Source organism: Rhodovibrio sodomensis (assembly GCF_016583645.1).
Lineage (GTDB): Bacteria > Pseudomonadota > Alphaproteobacteria > Kiloniellales > Rhodovibrionaceae > Rhodovibrio > Rhodovibrio sodomensis.
This window is the reverse complement of sequence record NZ_NRRL01000093.1, coordinates 1-17,480: the sequence shown is the minus strand read 5'-3', so window position 1 is coordinate 17,480 and position 17,480 is coordinate 1. Positions and strand designations below refer to the sequence as shown.

Below are 17,480 nucleotides of genomic sequence, written 5' to 3'. Positions count from 1 at the left end.
TGCAAGTACCACGTCGTCTGGTGCCCGAAGTACCGCCGTCCGGTTCTGACGGATGGCGTCGACGCGCGCCTGAAGGCGATCATCGCCGAGGTTGCCGCGGAGCGGGGTGCGATCGTGGACGAGCTCGAGGTGATGCCCGATCACGTCCACCTGCTGGTGGACGCTGACCCGCAGTACGGCATCCACCGGCTGGTCAAGCAGATGAAGGGGCGCTCGTCGCGCATGCTGCGCGACGAGTTCCCACACTGCCGGACCCGCCTGCCGTCACTGTGGACCAACAGCTACTTCGTGGCGACCGTGGGCGGCGCCCCGCTGGACGCCGTTAAGCGCTACATCGAAAACCAGAAGCACGTCTGAGAACCGCCGCATGCGCCGCGCCATTCGAGTCCGCATCTATCCAGACGCCGAGCAGACGGCCGTGCTGGAGCGGCAGTTCGGCGCGGTGCGGTTGGTCTGGAACAAAGCTTTGGCGATCCGCAAGCACCGCTACAAGGTCCGCGGCGAGCGCCTGACGGCGAAGCATGACCTGAAGCCGCTGCTGAAGGTCGCCAAGCGCAGCCGGAAGTACGCCTGGCTGAAGCAGTTCGACGCGATGGCGCTGCAGCAGGCGTGCCTCAATCTGGACCGCGCCTTCCAGAACTTCTTCGAGGGCCGGGCGCGCTATCCGCGCTTCAAGTCCAAGCGCGGCACGCAGAGCAGCTATCATTGCACCGGCAAGATCGCCGTCGGCGACACCTGGATCACGGTACCCAAGGTGCCGGGGCGTATCGAGGCCGTGGTCCACCGCGACCCCGTCGGTAAGCTCAAGTCGATCACCCTGACCCGAGAGCCCACCGGCAAGTATTACGCCGCGCTCTTGTTCGAGGACGGGGCGGAGGCACCCCAGCCAGCCGACGTTGTGCCGGAGAGCGCGGTGGTCGGCGTCGATATGGGGCTGGCGCATCTGGCCATCGAGAGCGATGGCCGGAAGACGCCCAACCCGCATCATCTCAAGCGGGCGCAGTCCAATCTGCGCCGGAAGCAAAAGGAGCTCTCCCGGAAGAAGAGGGGATCCCGGAACCGGGCGAAAGCCCGGTTGACGGTGGCCCGCGCGCATGTGCGCGTGGCCAACGCGCGCAACGACTTCCAGCACAAGCTCTCCAAACGACTGGTCGACGAAAACCAAGCGGTCATCGTGGAGACGCTGGCGGTCAAGAACATGGTGCGCAACCGCCGGCTGGCGCGGGCGATCTCGGACGCCGGCTGGCACGGCCTGATCTCGAAGATCGCCTACAAGGCCGAACGCAGCGGCAAGCGGCTGGTCAAGCTCGACCGCTGGGCGCCCACGTCGAAGACGTGCAGCGCCTGCGGCGAGGTAGCCGAGGCCATGTCGCTATCGGTCCGCGATTGGGCCTGCGCGGGATGCGGCGTGCATCATGACAGAGACATCAACGCCGCGGTGAACATCAAGCACCTCGGCATCCAGAAGCTACGGGCGGGCGGTACGCACGTCCCTGCCTGCGGAGGCCTGCGTAAGCCGACCCACGCGGTCGCGGCGGCCGATGAAACAGGAAACAAGGCGGCGCGAGCCGCCTGAAGCCCCAGGCTTTAGCCGTGGGGAGCGTTCACAGAACCCGCGTGTAGTTGGACGCGCGGTCGAACGGCCGGCTGGAGCCGGTCGCCCAGACCTCCAGGGTGTCGGGGTCGAGGATGTCGACCAGAACGCCGGTGACGCCGCCGAGGCTGGAGATCCGGTGGCGCGGCACGTGGGTCAGTGCGGCCTCGATGTCCTGGCTGTCGAGGTGCAGGTCGAAGGTCGCGAGGGAATCGTGGTCGGCCGGGAGTTCGGAGCCGATTGGCAGGCACTGGGCCATGGCAAGTCTCCATCAGGCACCGGAGCCGTGCGGCTTCCGGTCCGCTCGTGGTCGAAAAAGGGAGTGAAAGGCGGGTGTCGGCGGTTGCTGGCCCAGGCTCAGGTGAGCCGGCGCAGGTAGATGAAGGTGACGATGGCGTTCTCGTCGAACTGTTCGCCGTAGGCGGCGCCCAGGGCCTTACGCAGTTCCGTCTCGTCGCCGTAGGCGTGGTTCATCGGCGCATGCTCGGGTGCGAGCTCGGTGAACTTGCCGGCGACGAGATCGGTCACCTCGACCCGGCAGAGCTCGGTGTCGTCCTCGCTCAGAGCCATCCGGCAGATCTCGCCCTTGGAGAGCTTGTCGTACCACTTGGTGCCCAGGCGGCAGGTGTTGAAATCGCCGGCCAGGCCGACGGCGTTCTCGCGCACGAGCTGGATGGTCTGCATCTGGGTTCGGTCCTTCTGTAGCGCGGGGTTGGAGAGGGGTGTGAAGCGTCCGTCGTCGAATTCCTCGGCCGACCGGGCCCAGACCGAGCCGTCCTGGGCCTGGTAGACCACGCAGGGTGTGCAGGTCGCCTCGAACAGGCCCCGGTGCAGTACCCGGTAAAGACCGCCTTTGCGGTGCTGGTGAGTCGGCTGCCAGGCGGGCGCAGGCTGAGAGCTGGACTGAGCGGATGTGGCGGCGTCCGGGGCCGCGGCGCGCGTCCACAGCTGCTGGATCACCGCGCGGCTGAGGAGCGCGAACACGAGGATGCAGACGAAGAGCAGGATCGACGGGAGCACGATGTCGACGAGGGCGAGATCGGTCAGGATCATGTCAGCGCCTCCGCGCGTTCGGGCCAGAAGGTGCGCACCGCGCGCGGGGTGAGCTGCACGCTCCAGACGGTGCCGCAGCGCTCCCGGTACTCGACCGGCCAGTAGGGCTTTTCCTCCGGCGCCGGGATCACCTCGAGGAACCGCCGGCGGATCAGCTCGTCGAGCTCCGCCCGGGTGGCGTGGCCGTCGAGCGCGTCGCTCGCGGCCGGACGCGGATCGCCGCGGTAGGCCTTGGGATCGCGCAGGGCCTCGTCGATCTCGATCAACCAGGGTAGCGAGCGCTGGTTGAGGCGCGGCTTTTTCCGGGACATGGCATTCGGGTCCTTGCTGTCGCGAAGGGAAGGTGGGAGCGGTTGCTCGGCGATGGCGGTGCTGGAATTGACCGCGTCGAGGGGCGGCAAGCAGGTTGCGCGGGGACCGACAACCGAAGGAGTCACATGCCCCGCAGCCTTCTCGCCGGCGTGAGCGTTGCCGGCATTCTGGTCGCCGCGTCGAGCGCCCCAGAGGCACGCGTTCTGAAGCAGTCGACCAGCACCTACGAAACCCAGCGTGCGTGCGTGGAGCAGGCGCGTCTGGTCAGCCAGCAGTTCCTGCAGATGGTCGAGCGGCGAGCGCGCTTCTCCAACGGCGAGCGCTACCTGCATGATCGCCGTCCGGGCAAGTTCGTAGCCCGGACGCTCTACGAGGAGCGAGGTCGGTTACTGGTCGCGACGGTCGTCTGCGAGCCGGGCGGCAAGTCGATCACGACGCACCAGACGGTCGACTAGCTGCGTGCGGCTTGCCGCCTGCTGCGGAAGATCTCGGGCAGGGGTGTGGTCGCGTCGCTGGCCGCTGCGACGTAGCGCAGCCGGCCGTCGAGCAGTTGGACGGCGGTGAGCACCCCGGTTGCCGGGCAGTTGCTGTCGACCCCGATCCGGAACCCGTTGTTGCCGAAGGCTGACGGGGTGTGGCCATGGATCACCGCGAAGCCGTGCGGCCACATGCTCTCCGGGACCGTCAGGAACGGCCGACGGATCGTCCAGAAGGTGCTCGGTGAGTGCTCGTCGAGCGACCAGAGCGGATGCGCGCCCGCGTGCGCGAACAGGTACCCCGGGATGCGATGGGTGGCGTGCAGCCGGCGCAGCAGGTCCAGGAGATCGCCCGGGATCACTCGGCGCAGGACCTCGGGGTCGCGTGCGAGGCGTTCGGGATCATCGGCACATTCAGCGCCACCAGCCAGGAACGACTGCAGGGTGGCGTGGCCGTTCTCCCGCTCCAGCCAGTCGGCGATCTCCGGTGGGTCCAGGCGGCCGTCGACGAGGTCGAGCAGGAACTGGTCGTGGTTGCCGCGCAGGCGGATTGTCTCGACGCGCGGGACCGGACGGGCGCGTGCGACCTGGTGCAGGACACCGGCGCTGTCGGGGCCTCGGGAGACGTAGTCGCCCAGGAAGATCATCCGGCCCGCGCCATCGGGGCGCGCAGCCTGGTGCGCCGCGAAGTCGCCGTCGAGCACGGTCAGCAGCGCCGCGAGGTGATCGGCGCAGCCGTGGATGTCGCCGGTGGCGGCGTAGAGAACGCCCTCGGGCGAGGGCCGCGGTGCCGCGACCCAGTCGGAGCGATAGATCTGCATCCAGGCCTCCGAAGGTCAGGCGGGCTGGGCGGCGCCGCGCCAGCGGCTTTGGGTGGCCGCGATCTGCCGGGCGAGCGTGCGCAGGATCGTCTCGTAGGCGGGCGCCTGATGATCGTGGGCGTGCGCGGCGTCGTTGAGCATCGGCACCACCAGCTCCTTGGCCTCCTCGGCGTAGGAGATCTGCTTGGCCGGGGCGAACACGCCGGTCATGGAGTGCAGGTTGTGCATCCGGTCGACGCCCTTGACGACGCTGGCCACCGCGGAGGCGCGCATCTGCTGGTAGTAGTCACCGATCCGGGTGTGCGGGCCGGCCGAGGTCTTGTCGAGCAGCCGCACGGCTTCCGCCACCTCGGCGCCGAACAGCTCGGCGATCTGCGCGAGCGTGACCGGGTAGTCCTCGGTGACGTCGTGCAGAAGGGCGACCGTGACAGTCAGCTCCGGGTGCTCGAGCGTGCGCTCGATCGAGAGCAGGTAGCGGGCGATCCAGATCTGATGGAAGAACTCCGGGGTGCGGCCGTCCTTGCGCAGGCCCTGGTGGTGGCGGGCCGCAAAGTGCATGGCCTGCAGGGCCAGCGACCAGCCGCGCGCCGTCAGGCGCATCTCGAGCGCCCGGTACGGGCGGGTCTGGTCGATCGGGAGCCGGGTCTGAACGGTCTGCATCTCAACTCTCCCTCTATTCAGGAGATGGGTCTGCTGACCGCGTGCGGACCGAACTGATCGGTCTTTCTACGACATTTCGGCGCAATCTTCGGTCGAATCTCCCACTTGGGAGGCGGGGCCGTCGCGCCGGCGCGGTCGCCAGACCTCGCCGCACCGGCGCGCAGGTCCCGCCCTGCGTTATGCACAGAAAACCCCTGCCGCCCGGGAGGGGCGGCAGGGGGCATGAACCGAGGTCGTTAGCCGGCGTGCTCGCGCGCGGGTTCGCGGGCGTTTTCAAGCTCGGCCAGCAGCAAGGGGCGGAGGCGTGCCTCGAAGGTCCCGTCCTCCGCACCGTCGACCCGCCAGACCCTGGAGGGTCGCTGCGGATCGTCCAGCAGGTAGCAGGCATCCGGGTCGCGGGTGATCACGATGGCCAGAGAGCCCGCCTGCATGGCGAGCGCGATCGCAACACGGCGGATCTCGCGGACCAGCCGGTCGCTATCGGCATAAAACCGCAGCTCCGCGGCTTGCCAGACGTACCCGCCGTTGCCGTCCGGCTGCAGGGCGTCCAGGTAGGGCTCGCCCAGCACGGCGCGCACGCGCACCGCGAGCCACTCCGGGCTCTGCCGGAAGGCGCTTTCTGCCAGGCCCCGGCAATAGGGCATCCGGATCGAGGTCTCATGGACGGGCCTGCAGACGGGCTTATGGGTGTTCTGCGTCGCGTCGTCGAGTAGTCCCGCGATCGAGAACAGTCGATCGTCCTCCGGCATCGCTGCGAGGGCTGCGCGGGCTTCAGACGGATCGGGCATGCCGGCGAATAGTTCGCCGTCGTCGTCGACCTGGAGGGGGCGCACGACCAGCGCGCGCTGGACCAGGCCCTCGGGCCGATCCTCGAACAGGAGCAACATGATTCCGGTTGGGCCGTGCATGGCGACAAGACCGAGCGTGTCGAGGTTCAGGGTGTCGCGGATCCCGTCCAGATCCTCGAGCATCCCGATCTGTCGGCGGGTGTCGGCGTCCGTCAGCATCTCGATGGTGGTTTGACCTGACCGGTCACGACGCGTGATCGAGATCCTCAGGGTCCCGGCGGCGTCGAGGCTGACGTGGACGGCGCGCCGAGTGGGGTCGGCGTCGAGCAGATCGGTGACCGCGTCCTCGGTGTCGAGGATTTGTACCAGCGCACAGCCGACCGGGCCGTCCGTGTCGGGGCCGATCCGGATCGACGTTTGCGCCTGGACGTCCGCGAGGACGCTGTGCTCCAGGTTGGCGCAGGCCTCGGCGGTCTCGGTGAAGTGGAAGGCCTGGCGTAGCTCCTCCCGGATGGCCGGGATGTCGCTGCGATCGAGGATGGGATAGTCGGCGAGCACTTCCTCGATGTCGAGGGAGCGAGTCACCAAAAGGCCGCGCCGCCCGAGTTCGGCCAGCAGGTCGTCCTGCGAGGCGCTTGCGAGCGTGCCGCCTGCGGCCGGGAGATCCGCCTCGCTATCGGGGAGTTCGGCTTGAAGGGCGTTGAAGCCGTCGAAGCCGAGCATGCGGGAGACGGTCTCGAGGCAGCCGCTGTAACTCTTCGGGCGGCTCTCCTTCAGGGCGTCGTGGAGGGTGCGCGCCATGCGCTTGGCGCGCTTCACGGTGATGGTCTGTGAAGTCATGGGTCTCGTTCCTTGCCGTCTGGCGAGGCTGGCGGAGATGGCGTCCCTTGGACTGAGCTGGCCCCATTGCCCGCATCCCCGAGCCAGCCTCAGAGAGGCATGAAACGAGCGGGTGCGGTGGTCTCTGGCATCGAGCGCCGGGCTTCGCCGTGAGCTGCGTTGGACGCGCGGCCCGGGGCCGGCGGGCTCCCGGTGAGCCCGAAGCGGTGGTGTTGAACCGCTCTCCGGAGCGTCTGCGAACAGCAGGCGCTCGGGGGACCGGTCCCTGAACTGGAGATGGGGTCGGTCAGCCGAGACGACCCCGCCGTGATGGCGGGGCCGTCCAGCTGGCTGGACCGGCGTTAGCGGCTCCAGCGGGCCTGGTGGAGCTCGATCGCTTCCTGGCAGGCGTATTGGCCGAAGGCCTTGCGCATCTGATCCGGGATTTCGTCCCCGGCACAGTTCTGAGCGAAGTAGTCGCTCAGCTTGCCCACGGCATCCGCCAGCCCGTCGTCGTCGGACTGGATCGGCTGCGGGATCGAGCCGCTCTGCTCGGCGACGCAGATAGCGAGCGGGCTTTTCGGAGAGTGGTCGGCCGGCATCCGTCAGCGGCGTGTTGGCGCCCCCTCTGTCTGCCGGTGATAATCACCGTTATCGCAGCCAGACCCACACGCTGATGCGGATAGCCGGTCGGCCGTGGTAGGGGCTCGAGCGTCAGCGGACGCGCTCCGGGATCAGGCGGTGATGGTTCGCGGCTATCCGGAGCGCGCTGGAGAGGAACAGGGCCTTCACGGGATCGAGCCGGGTCGTCCGTTGAACCGAGTCGCTCAAAGGCTTGATCGAGAGCGTCTTCTCACGGGGATCGCGGACCAGCTGGACGTGCTCCAGGTCGAGCTCGCCGGTCTGTCCGCTCTCGATGAAGATCGCCGCGGCGCGGGTGTCCGGGTAATTGGCCTTGAACAGCCGTTTGCCGTCCTGACGACTGACGACATGGACCATGCCGTCGGCCTCGATTTGCGTGGCGCTGACCCGGCTGGCGAAGAACCTCCCGCCGGAGCGCACTTCGAGGTCTTCGAACTCGAGGTTCTCGTCCTGCACCTGGAGAAGGATGCAGTCGGACTCGGCGTTGAATTTCTTGAGCTGCATGGCCGATGGGTCCCTCGGATGCATGGTGTGGTAGGAGCAGGGCCGGCGCGCCCCTGGAGGCGCCCCGGGATCCGCGATCAGGCCGGTGTTAGGGTCAGGTCCACGAGCTTGGCACGGGAGAGGTGGTGCGTCTCCGGGCGCTGGCAGGAGAATGCGCCGGCGTCGGTCGTCAGGTCTTCCGTCCCGAGGAAGACGGCGTCCGTGCCGATGACGATATAGGGCCGGACCGTCGCAGTGGATCGGAGGCAGGGCGTTGCCCCAGCAGCGTGAAGATGCCGGGGCAACGGACGTCGATGTTAGATCATGTCGTGCTGTAGCTCCAGACCGTAGAGGGGCGCTAGGTGTCGATATCGAACGGCATGAGACGGACTCCGTCTGTCGAGCGCGGACGCGTTCTCTTGGAGGAAAGCTCGGGTTGGCGCCGTTGCCCGAGAGCCACGTCCGCGTGGTGAACGGATGTCGGTCTCGCTTCTTGAATATGTCGCCACTCGGCCACTAAGCCCCTGCCGGCAGGGCGGGGCCGCGTGGACTGGTTTGGCGGGTGTCAGGTGCTCCAGCGGGCCTGGTGGAGCTCGATCGCTTCCTGGCAGGCGTATTGGCCGAAGGCCTTGCGCATCTGATCCGGGATTTCGTCCCCGGCACAGTTCTGAGCGAAGTAGTCGCTCAGCTTGCCCACGGCATCCGCCAGCCCGTCGTCGTCGGACTGGATCGGCTGCGGGATCGAGCCGCTCTGCTCGGCGACGCAGATGTCGAACAGACGGTCGTCGAGCGCGTCGAGCGCGGCGACGGCGTCCATCACGGCTTGAACGAAGGTGCGCTCGGCCGAGCTGAGGTGGACGTGGTTCTCGCAGAAGACGTGCTCGTCGCCGAAACGGCGTGCGCCGTCTGGGTCGAGCTGGTAAGCGATCAGGGTGCGCTGGCGCTCGGCCGGGCCTGGCTCCGGGGTGCCGTGTTGCGCGCGCACGTTCTCGATCACGCCGTCGAAGGCGTCCGGCGCCAGGACGTCTGCGGTGTGCAGGTCGTCCCTCAAGGCGTTGAGCGGCGCCTCGACCCCGACCCGATCGCCGTCTGGCGCGGGCGCCTGGGAGACATTGATCCGGTCGATCTCGCCGCTCAGCGCGCCGAACGTCTCCAGCATGCGCTGGAGCTCCCGCGCGGACCCGTCGGTGAGATAGGCACTATCGGCGAAGCCGTTCGGCTCGGACGTGCCCGACCACAGCCAGGAGACGTCGTAGGGCTTGAGCGTGAAGCCTGGCTGTTCGGCCTGCTTGAGGACGGCCGACAGGTGGTTCCAGTCGGTGTAGCCGAGGCCGGCGGCGAGCCCGTCGAGGGCCTGGCCGTAAGCGATGTCGCTGCCGGCGGTCTTGCAGCGGCTGGAGACCGCACGGGCGATCGTCTTGGCGCGCTGGGTGTCGATGTCGAACTGCATAAGACGGACTCCGTCTGTCGAGGGCGGACGCGTCCTCTTGAGGGAGAGCTCGGGTTGGCGCCGTTGCCCGAGAGCCGCGCCCGCTGATGAACGGGTGTCGGTCTCGTGGATCGTCGTAAATCGCAGGCTTCAGCATGGGCCGCCCCAGTGGGGACGGCTGGCGCCGGCCAGGCGCCTGCGGGCCAGAGATGGTGGCGTACACCGGTGCTGGTGAGACGCTCCCTGCAGCCGCCCGCTCCGGAGCGACTGGAAGGAGCGCCGGGAGCACGCGCTCCTGGGGCGCGCGTCCGGCGCCGGCCGGTCTATCGCGCTCCGGTAGGCTGGATCAGCTTGCGGAGGCGCAGATGGGCATAGGCCATGATGGCCGCCTGGATTGCCAAGGCGATGGCGACCAGCACTATGATGGCCGGATGTACCGGCCAGAGAACGGCGAAGGCAAGAAACGCAATGGTCGCCGGAACTGAGAACCGGCCGTAGCGCAACATCGATCCGAGGTCCGCGCGTTCCGTTTCGGGGTGGCTGTAACCTGTCATCGCAAGACGTCCTCGAGGGCCTTCTGGAGGGCGTTGGCCGCCTCTCGCGTTCCGGAGGTCGCGGAAGGCGAGAGGCCGGTTGCTCAGAAGTCGGGGTTGGATGGCTCGATCAGCTCTTTGATCGGCCACAGCAGGACGCCGACGGTAAACAGGACGAACGGCGCCAGGGCCAGCAGGCCAGCCAGGTCGGAAAAACCGGCCACGATGCTCGCCATGGACACGAGCAGGCAGATCGAGCTGATCACCAGGTATCCGAAGCCCCAGTCGATGTCGTTGAGCCCGATCGGGCGCGGCCGGCGGTTGGGGCGCCGCCGGCGCCACGGGAGGATGGATGGCATGTCGCTCTCCTTCGATTGGTAAGGCGACCAGTGGGTCAGGCCCGGGTTCGGTACTGGGTACGCCGGTGACGCTTCCAGCACCGGTGATCGTGATCGCCCCGGGGGATGTCGTCCCAGGCTTCCGGCAGCGCTTTCGGGCCGCGCCGGCGGCGCAGCCTCAGGGTGCCGCCATACTCGGCCGCTTCATCGGCCGCGTCGAGGGCATCGTCCCAGGCGCGGATCTCGGCGGTCGTGCGGGGGCGCCGGAAGTAGCTGCCGCCGCCGTGGCGTCCGGTGCGTGGGACCGGACCGTCGCGGAAGCGGTACGCGCGGGCGAACGCGGCCTGGTGCGCGCGGAGCCGGATCGGCTTCGGGCCCACGGAGGCCCAGGCCTCGTGGACCTGGCTCCGCGGGATCGAATCGCCCCACAGATCGCGCAGGACGGCGGAGCCTGCCTCGCCCCGGGGATCCGGCAGGGCGAAGCCGAAGCAGTCCAGGCGGCGGAAGCGCAGCCCGATCTGGGCGATCAGGCGGAAGCCCTCGGGGCCGCGCGGCAGCTGGCGCACGAAGTCATGCAGCGAGGCGTAGTCGATCACCTCGCCGTTGAAGGCGTGATAGCGCACGGCCTCGGCCGGGCGGTAGCGTGTCTTGGGCATGAGGCCCTCCCATCAGAGAAAACTCTCTAATGGGCGAGGCCTCCGATGCCGCGCAGGGGGATCAGCATGCCGGGTCCTCGCTGGAATCGGTATCTTGGTCGAGCTCGCGCACGATCTCCTCCGGGTGCGCGCCGGCGAGCAGGTGCATGCCGTCCACCGGATCGCCGACGGTCTCGTCGACCGCGACGAAACGCTCCAGCGGAACGGTTTCCAGCAGGCTGCGCCTGCCGTGCAGACGCTGCATGGCCTCCTCGTAGGCCTGCTGTGTGATTGGGTGCGGATTGCGGTGCTCTTGGGATCGGTGGTCCATCGGGAAGCTCCTCTCGGGATGTCGAAGTCAGGCCGTGTCGTCGTGGATCGAGGGAGTCCGTTTTCGTGTGTCGCCGTAGGCAACGCTCGGGCGGGCGTTTTCCGGTGCGCTCTGGACCGCGGTCTCCTGGACCTGCAGGAGGGCGAGCCCGACCCCGGCACCGTGGGCGTGCGCACCCGGTGCTGCAGCATGAGGCCCGTTATCGAGCGGGGGCAGGTCGGTCTCGATGTCGTCGATCGTGGGCGCGGGCGGCTGCAGGGAGGTCAGGGTGGTCGTGAGCGTGGCCGCGAAGCTGCCGTCGGTCGGATCGACCGGGCGCTGCATGCGCGGACGGGTGATGCGACGCATCGCCGCCCGGGAGCTCTCCTGGGCGATCTGTGCGGCCCGCCAGCAGGCCGGGTTCAGGTATTGCGCGTCGTTGAGGATGATCATCGTCCGCACCTTGCTCGTTACGAAGGAGATGGGGGCGATCGGGCTGTCCTGGCCGCCACCCGGCGGCCGGCCCAGGACAGCCGGGGCGCTCGGGCCGAGGCCCGCGTGCGCTCCAGGCGAAAAGAGGGCGCAGCCTCCACTTGGGAGGCTGCGCCCTCAGGGGTCGCGGCGACGCGTCAGGCGGCCTCAGGCGGCGACCTTCTGTTCAGCCTGCGTGCCCTGCTCTGTCTTGGCCGGGGCCGGGACACCCGACCACAGGACGTTCAGCTGGCTCATGTTGACGGTCGTGCCGTCATCGCCGACGAAGCTGCGCTTCTTGAAGAAGCCGAAGGTCTTCACGGTGTCGCCCTCGGCGAAGTTGGACAGCAGGCTCTCGGCCTTGTCGTCCCACGCGATCGCGGAGATCGTGCGCTTGCCCGCACGGACCAGCTTGAAGACGGCGTAGTCCTTGCCGTCCTTGTCCTGCTTCACCTGCAGGTTGGAGATCACGCCGGTGACGTTGTAGCGCGGGTCCCGCTTCATCTCGCCCTGGGTCTGACTCATACTCGATACCTTTCTCTCTTCTGGAACACGACAGCCTCGTTTTCGCTGGTGGGCTGTGCGCAACTCCAAACAGCCCACCACGCGAAGCGCGGCCTCTTCACCGGCCCACCGGGCCGGCGACGTGCCGTCGCGTTCCCCGCCCGTTGCCGGGCGTGGCTCGAGAGAGGATTCTGGTCGGCGTCCGCCGCCGGCGCCGAGGCGTGTGCACGTACGAATCCATCCAATTCGCGGGAGGCGGCCGGTCGTATCGATCCGTCAGCCGGGGGCGGGGGTCACACCGATCAGTTCGAGAGGTCGTCGACGTCCTGGAAGGCAGGCCCCGGATGGTGCAGGGTGGTCATGCCCTCGGCCGTGCGGATCTTGACGCCGTTCAACTTGGTGGGGTCGACCGTCAGGGCCGTGACTGCCCGGATGTCGGAGATCGCCTGGCTCGCCATCCCGGATGGCGGCTGGGCGGTGAAGCGCAGCAGCGCGTAGCCGTCCGGCGTCAGGTCGTAGGCTTCTTCCTCGAGCTTCGGGGCGCTCCAGCCGCCAGTCGTGACCGTGCCGTACGCCCAGACGCGCAGCACCGCGATGTCCTCGGCGTGGGTCTGCTTCTGGATCAGCACGCGGTCGAGCGTGCGGACCAGCCGGCGATCGGGTTCGTCCGAGCCGCCAGCGGTCCCGTCTGCAGAAGGCGTGCCGGCGCCGGCGCACGCGGAGACCAGGAGGAGCGTCATCGCGGCGAGCACGGAGCGACGGGTGTAGGGGCGGGAAATCATCGTTTTCGAGTCCTTCCTGAGGCGTCGGTCCTGCCTGGAAGATGGGCACGGATCGGCGAAACGCGCGATGACCTTGGTCACGCGGCAGCATGATCGGGAGTGCGAAGCAGCGCGGTATCGAGCGGTTCAGGCCTCTCGCAGAAGCCGGAATGCAGCAATACGGGCTCAGCTGACACACTGAGAGCCAGACAGTTCACCGCGTCTTCATAGCCTGCGGGCCCGGCGAGGACGTCTCGGCGAGAGCGCGGGCGGCGTCGAGCACGCCGTCGACCTCCAGGGCGAGGTAGATGCCGGAATGGTTCAGGCCGTTGGCCCTGCCGTGGCGGCCGGCATCCTCCCGAATCTCCAGGGCGAGAGCATGGAGCTCCCGGGTCGTGTGCTCCAGCCGGACCGCGAAGGCGACCGCCTCGGGCCGGGGGGTTGCGAGCAGTGAAAGCGCCTGGGTGCAGCCCCGCGCCAGGGTGTCGAGATAGGACTCGTCCGAGGACTTTATCACGCCTGACCAAGCGTCGCAGTCCGCCCGGAGCCGGGCACGCCAGTGCTGCTCCGTGTCACCGCTGGCTTGGGCGGCGCGAGGTGACAGCGGGTCGTGGCCCACGTCCCGGAAAACCTCGCCCAGGAACACCATGCCGACCACGCCGAACAGCAGCAGGACGAGGTTGGTGATCAGCTCGTGGCGAGTCGGGGTGCGCGGCATGTCGTTTTCAGCGCCTCTCGGCGTATCGGATATGCAGGGAATTGGAGGTGTAGGGCAGAATGTGCACCGAATACGGTCGTTCCGGCCTTAATACGCTCGGAGATCCCATATCCGCAGGGAATCAGACCCGCTGTGGCGGGTGATCCACCCCATGCCCTGAGGACCACTCGATGGCGCGCTACGTAATCCTGCTCTCCGCGATCTCCGGCATCTGTGGGATCGGCTACGAGCTGTTGCTGATCCGCTGGCTGCACACGGCCGTCGGCCACACGATCGCCGTGTCGGCCGCGACCGTGACCACCTTCCTTGCCGGAATCGCCCTGGGGGCGCTGATCGCCCACCGCGTGGCGCCCCGACTGGGGCGCGTCGAGGCGGTCGGGGCCATGACGGCTGCCGCCATCGCTGCCTTCATATTCGGATTCGGCGTGACGGGCCTGACCTACCTGGTGGCCCCGGCCGGGGTACCGGGGGCGATCGGGAACGCGATCCTGGCCTCCCTGCCGCTATCGATCCTGAGCGGCATCGCTGTGCCGGCCTACGCCGCGCGTCTGTCGGAGGCGACGGGGAAGCTGCGGCCGCGGGCGTTTCTCGCGATCTACGTCGGCTACAACGCGCTGAGCGCGCTCGGCGCGGTACTCCTGGAGACCGCGATCGTCCCGGAGACGGGGCTCGGGATGGGGTTCGCCGTTCTGGCCGCGATCAACCTCCTCCTGGCGATCGCCGCCGGTCGCCTTCCGGTACGCCCGGCGAACCACGAGGTTGAGGCGGGTCGCCAGCCGACACGGGCGATGATGCTGGCGCTGCTCGTCGCGGGCATCGGCAGCGGTCTCTCGCAGGTCGGTGTGATGAAGCTGGGCAATCTCATGTTCGGTTACCACGCCGAGCACTCCGTGTTCGCGATCGCCCTGGCGCTGTTCGGCCTGTCGCTCGGAACGCTCCTGGCGGCCCGTAAGGGTTGGACCGTGTGGTCCCTGGTCGCCGCCTGCGGCGTCTCCGTGGCATCGTGGGGGTTCCTGACGGATATCTGGACCTGGGCCAGCAGCATCATCAACGGGATGGACCCGGCGGTGATCGTGCTCGCCAAGATCGCCGCGCTCGCGAGTGTCAGCCTGCCGTTCCTGATCGCGGTCGGCGCCGGCGTACCGCTTGTGCTGGCCCGCGCGTCCGGGAACGCGGCAACGCCGGGGCGATTGGTGGCGCTGGCGGCGATCGGCAACGTGATCGGGACGCTGGGAGCGGTGATCGGGGTGCATGCCTTGGTCGGCGTGCCTGGGCTGCTGACGGCCGGCTTTCTGGCGGCCGGCGTGACGCTCGCCTTGACCGGCTACCGCACGGCGTCCGTCGCGGTCGGCCTGATGGGCATGCTTCTGCCGATGATCCAGCCGTTCATGCTGCATCGGCCAGCCAATGCCTACTCGTACTGGGAGTACGGTCAGAATACGCCGGCCGACGAGGTGACGGTCCATCGCGTCTGGGACAAGACGGTCTCGACAGTTCGTCGCGACAACGAGACCCGGATCGTGATCGAGGGCCGGACGGTCGCGGTACTCGGGAAGAACCTGATCAGCCGCGGGGAGCTGCTAAAGGGCCTGATCCCGGCCGCCTATGCGCGCAACCATGACGACGGCCTGGTGATCGGCCTTGGGACCAGCCACACGGCGGCCTCGGTAGTGGCCAGCTTCGAGCGCACCGTCGTGGTCGATAACAGCCCGGTGCCCCGGGTGATCCGCGACCTGATAGCGCCGGAGGTGCTTCTGCCGTTTGAGGTGCACGATCCGGAACTGGTCTACAATGATGCGGTGGCCTACCTGCGCGCCGATGACCGGCTCTACGACGCCGTGGTCTATACCGGCGCCCAGGCGACTGCACCGTCGGTCAAGCTGTGGGCGTTGGAGACGGTCGAGGCGATGGCGGCCCGGATGAAGCCGGACGGGATCTTCGTCACCTGGGTGTCCGCTTACGCGCATCCTCGCGACGTCCTGCCGCGTGCGATGGCGGTGCTGGGTGAGGTGTTCACGGAGTGCCGCCTGGTTCGCATGTCGTCGCGTACCTACAACAGCATCGTGTGCCGGAAGGACGATCGCCCGCTGGTCGCCCAGGAGATGGATGTCCCGGAGGCGATCCAGCCCAGCCTGAAGAAGATCGGCGTCAACATTTCCGGTGCGCGTTTACTGGTGAAACGGCTGGATCGGGGCGCGCTAACCCTGTTCCCGGAATGGGAGCCGCTGCGCATCGATCCGCCTTGGGTGGAGCGCCTGATGGCGCGGCGCAACCTGATGGGGGATCAGGGTACCGCCACACAGGAGATCCGCGACTGGTTCAACCAGGCCGCGGCAAGGACAGCCTCCGAGTGCTGGGCGGAGGTTCAGATCGACCCGCAGAGTCTCTGCATCGACACAGTATTCGCGAGTGCCCGATGCAGCGGAGCGCGGGCCCGCGTGCTGGACACGTTGGCCGATGTCGGGATTAGCGACGGCAGCCGGCATGTGCTGTTCGACGCCCTGTTCGGTCTTCACGGCATGGGGCGGGATGTGGAGGTGCGTCGCATACTGGAGCGCGTTGAGGCTGAGATGCCGAGTTTCCCGGTCGAGGGGGTTCGCCGTCTACTGAGCGGGGAAGTACGTAACCGACATGAGGTTGTTCGGACCTTGTATGACATGCGGGTCATGCCTTGGAAGGTCCAGCAGTTCTTGGCTCAGTTCGCGGGTATATCGGAGGGGCGATACTGCTCGGACAGATAGCCGCCTGCTCAGGGATGGGGCGCAAGAAACCGCCCGAGCCACACGGCTCGGGCGGTTTGCCGTCTTCAGGAGGTTTGGGGCATCTGGCGTGCGTGCGTGCGAGCGACGGCCACGATGCGCAGTACGCCGAGGCGTCAGGGCGCGACAGTCTCGGATTGTGCCGGGTTTGGTGGCGCCACTGGCGGAGGGGAGCGCCTCACAACAGTCGATCGAATAGAATAGCGCAATTCGATGAAGGTGTGGATTATAGGTCGAAAGGCCTTGCGGGCCGCGGCATATCGGCTTGGTTTCCCGCCTTCGTCACGAAGGCGGGTATAGATCCGGAACGCTTCGAGTGCGCCGCTGCGATTTTACTCCCAAAAAGCAACGCTTTTCGTTACCTTATTCAAGCGCATTCGGTAAACGGGCAAGGGCTGGCTGTGTACGATCCGGATGCCAAGCTGCTCTGAGGCGGTTTATCCACACCCACGTAGACTTGCGCCAATAGAATTCGTTCTCGTTTGCCGCCGCCTCGGCGACCTCGGTGCCGCAGGTGGTGCGACCGACCGGTTCGGGCGGTTCGCGCCCGGTGACTTCGAAGTCACGCCGGGCGGGGCCGCAGTGAGCTCGCCGGTCAGGTCCTGCTCGAGGCAGAACGCACTCAGCTGGGCCTGTTGCTTCTGCGCGGGCCAGCCCCGCACTTGTCGTGCCGGTCGGTCCGGTTGGAGTTGCCTCGCTCAGTCGAAACGTGTCGTCGTCGGCAGCACCCTGGATGGTCCGGCCGGCGGGAGCAGCGCCCGGCCAAGTCGGCGGAGGGCCCCGCCGAGCACGCCTGAAAGCCCCGGGTGGCGTCGCGCGCGCTCCGCGGCCAGCAGGGCCTGGGCCTCGTCCAACGACACGCGGCCGGCGTCGATCGCGCGGAAGATCTGCGGCACGTTCGGACGGGACTGCCAGAGGGCGACGTGGTCCTCGAGGCTGCGCTGGGCGATCCATTCGCCGTCGGCCGTCAGTCGTGGCCGGTCGTTTTCAATCTCGGCGAGGCCGGCTCGCAGTAGGTCCGAGAGGTAATGGTCAGGGTCGTCCGGTCCGGGCGTGTTGCCGGCCAGGAGCGTGTGCAGGAGGCCGCGCATGCGAACGGCGATCTCGCGATCGAACCGGATCAGATCCTTGTGGCCGGCGTCGGTGCGGGCGAAGCCGCCGTCGGGTGTGCGACGGGCATAACCACGGTCGGCCATCTGGGCGTACTGCGCGTTCTCAAGAACAGTGCGCCCGATCACGCCGGAGTTGAGAGAGCATGGCAGGCGGCGGACGATGCCGGCCTCGGTGTCGTTCATGGTCGGCTTCCCTGATGCGGGGTTGTGTAGGTTTCCGGGGCCCTGTGCGACGGGAGCAGGGTGCCCAGGGATATGGGAG

General features: G+C 67.9%; 22 protein-coding genes. 4 read left to right on the top strand and 18 right to left on the bottom strand.

Features of this window, described 5'->3' with window-relative positions:
- Together tnpA and CKO28_RS21010 are read left to right on the top strand one after the other, a co-directional pair.
- On the top strand, positions 1 to 357 hold a 357-nt coding region (tnpA, locus tag CKO28_RS21015), incomplete at its 5' end, for an IS200/IS605 family transposase (RefSeq protein WP_200342783.1).
- A 10-nt stretch (positions 358 to 367) separates the two neighbouring features.
- Complete coding sequence (locus CKO28_RS21010; protein ID WP_200342782.1) at positions 368 to 1,576, top strand: RNA-guided endonuclease InsQ/TnpB family protein; 1,209 nt, start codon at positions 368 to 370, stop codon at positions 1,574 to 1,576.
- Positions 1,577 to 1,604: 28 nt separating this feature from the next.
- Here the strand turns inward: CKO28_RS21010 and CKO28_RS21005 are convergent, their stop codons facing one another.
- The 3 genes from CKO28_RS21005 to CKO28_RS20995 form a co-directional block, all read right to left on the bottom strand.
- Positions 1,605 to 1,853 carry a hypothetical protein gene (locus CKO28_RS21005; protein ID WP_200342781.1) on the bottom strand — a complete coding sequence of 83 codons (249 nt, stop codon included), beginning with the start codon at positions 1,851 to 1,853 and terminating at the stop codon, positions 1,605 to 1,607.
- A gap of 98 nt (positions 1,854 to 1,951) precedes the next feature.
- Positions 1,952 to 2,647 carry a DUF1653 domain-containing protein gene (locus CKO28_RS21000; RefSeq protein ID WP_200342780.1) on the bottom strand — a complete coding sequence of 232 codons (696 nt, stop codon included), beginning with the start codon at positions 2,645 to 2,647 and terminating at the stop codon, positions 1,952 to 1,954.
- On the bottom strand, positions 2,644 to 2,958 hold the full coding sequence (locus CKO28_RS20995) for a hypothetical protein (RefSeq protein ID WP_200342779.1): 315 nt from the start codon (positions 2,956 to 2,958) through the stop codon (positions 2,644 to 2,646). Before CKO28_RS20995 ends, CKO28_RS21000 begins: the two co-directional genes overlap by 4 nt.
- A 126-nt stretch (positions 2,959 to 3,084) precedes the next feature.
- Here CKO28_RS20995 and CKO28_RS20990 point away from each other — a divergent pair, with 126 nt between their 5' ends.
- Positions 3,085 to 3,414 carry a hypothetical protein gene (locus CKO28_RS20990; protein WP_200342778.1) on the top strand — a complete coding sequence of 110 codons (330 nt, stop codon included), beginning with the start codon at positions 3,085 to 3,087 and terminating at the stop codon, positions 3,412 to 3,414.
- Here CKO28_RS20990 and CKO28_RS20985 read toward each other — a convergent pair.
- The 14 genes from CKO28_RS20985 to CKO28_RS20920 form a co-directional block, all read right to left on the bottom strand.
- Entirely contained in the window at positions 3,411 to 4,256 is an 846-nt protein-coding gene (locus CKO28_RS20985) for a metallophosphoesterase (protein WP_200342777.1), read from the bottom strand. The two genes, CKO28_RS20990 and CKO28_RS20985, sit on opposite strands and share 4 nt — an antisense overlap.
- Before the next feature lie 15 nt (positions 4,257 to 4,271).
- On the bottom strand, positions 4,272 to 4,916 hold the full coding sequence (locus tag CKO28_RS20980; RefSeq protein WP_200342776.1) for an HD domain-containing protein: 645 nt from the start codon (positions 4,914 to 4,916) through the stop codon (positions 4,272 to 4,274).
- Positions 4,917 to 5,152: 236 nt separating this feature from the next.
- Positions 5,153 to 6,544, bottom strand: coding sequence for a hypothetical protein (locus tag CKO28_RS20975; protein ID WP_200342775.1), 1,392 nt, complete (start codon positions 6,542 to 6,544; stop codon positions 5,153 to 5,155).
- A 341-nt stretch (positions 6,545 to 6,885) separates the two neighbouring features.
- Positions 6,886 to 7,125: a hypothetical protein gene (locus CKO28_RS20970; protein ID WP_200342774.1), complete on the bottom strand. Its 240-nt coding sequence runs from the start codon at positions 7,123 to 7,125 to the stop codon at positions 6,886 to 6,888.
- Between the two features lie 112 nt (positions 7,126 to 7,237).
- The gene (locus CKO28_RS20965) at positions 7,238 to 7,669 is read right to left on the bottom strand and encodes a hypothetical protein (protein ID WP_200342773.1); all 432 of its coding nucleotides are present in this window, start codon (positions 7,667 to 7,669) and stop codon (positions 7,238 to 7,240) included.
- Between the two features lie 544 nt (positions 7,670 to 8,213).
- On the bottom strand, positions 8,214 to 9,098 hold the full coding sequence (locus CKO28_RS20960; RefSeq protein ID WP_200342772.1) for a glyoxalase superfamily protein: 885 nt from the start codon (positions 9,096 to 9,098) through the stop codon (positions 8,214 to 8,216).
- A 302-nt stretch (positions 9,099 to 9,400) separates the two neighbouring features.
- Entirely contained in the window at positions 9,401 to 9,631 is a 231-nt protein-coding gene (locus CKO28_RS20955; RefSeq protein ID WP_200342771.1) for a hypothetical protein, read from the bottom strand.
- Positions 9,632 to 9,714: 83 nt separating this feature from the next.
- Complete coding sequence (locus CKO28_RS20950) at positions 9,715 to 9,969, bottom strand: hypothetical protein (protein WP_200342770.1); 255 nt, start codon at positions 9,967 to 9,969, stop codon at positions 9,715 to 9,717.
- 35 nt (positions 9,970 to 10,004) lie between these two features.
- Positions 10,005 to 10,604, bottom strand: coding sequence for a hypothetical protein (locus CKO28_RS20945; protein ID WP_200342769.1), 600 nt, complete (start codon positions 10,602 to 10,604; stop codon positions 10,005 to 10,007).
- Between the two features lie 61 nt (positions 10,605 to 10,665).
- Positions 10,666 to 10,914, bottom strand: a complete 249-nt coding sequence (locus tag CKO28_RS20940) for a hypothetical protein (protein WP_200342768.1) — start codon at positions 10,912 to 10,914, stop codon at positions 10,666 to 10,668.
- Positions 10,915 to 10,941: 27 nt separating this feature from the next.
- The gene (locus CKO28_RS20935; protein ID WP_200342767.1) at positions 10,942 to 11,346 is read right to left on the bottom strand and encodes a hypothetical protein; all 405 of its coding nucleotides are present in this window, start codon (positions 11,344 to 11,346) and stop codon (positions 10,942 to 10,944) included.
- Positions 11,347 to 11,532: 186 nt separating this feature from the next.
- Entirely contained in the window at positions 11,533 to 11,889 is a 357-nt protein-coding gene (locus CKO28_RS20930) for a hypothetical protein (protein ID WP_200342766.1), read from the bottom strand.
- Between the two features lie 281 nt (positions 11,890 to 12,170).
- A complete protein-coding gene (locus CKO28_RS20925; protein ID WP_200342765.1) occupies positions 12,171 to 12,650 on the bottom strand; it encodes a hypothetical protein in 480 nt (159 codons plus the stop codon).
- Between the two features lie 193 nt (positions 12,651 to 12,843).
- Complete coding sequence (locus tag CKO28_RS20920) at positions 12,844 to 13,347, bottom strand: hypothetical protein (protein ID WP_200342764.1); 504 nt, start codon at positions 13,345 to 13,347, stop codon at positions 12,844 to 12,846.
- A 233-nt stretch (positions 13,348 to 13,580) separates the two neighbouring features.
- Here CKO28_RS20920 and CKO28_RS20915 point away from each other — a divergent pair, with 233 nt between their 5' ends.
- Positions 13,581 to 16,088 carry a hypothetical protein gene (locus CKO28_RS20915; RefSeq protein WP_200342763.1) on the top strand — a complete coding sequence of 836 codons (2,508 nt, stop codon included), beginning with the start codon at positions 13,581 to 13,583 and terminating at the stop codon, positions 16,086 to 16,088.
- 716 nt (positions 16,089 to 16,804) lie between these two features.
- Here CKO28_RS20915 and CKO28_RS20910 read toward each other — a convergent pair.
- The gene (locus CKO28_RS20910) at positions 16,805 to 17,401 is read right to left on the bottom strand and encodes a hypothetical protein (protein ID WP_200342762.1); all 597 of its coding nucleotides are present in this window, start codon (positions 17,399 to 17,401) and stop codon (positions 16,805 to 16,807) included.
- Positions 17,402 to 17,480: the final 79 nt, after the last annotated feature.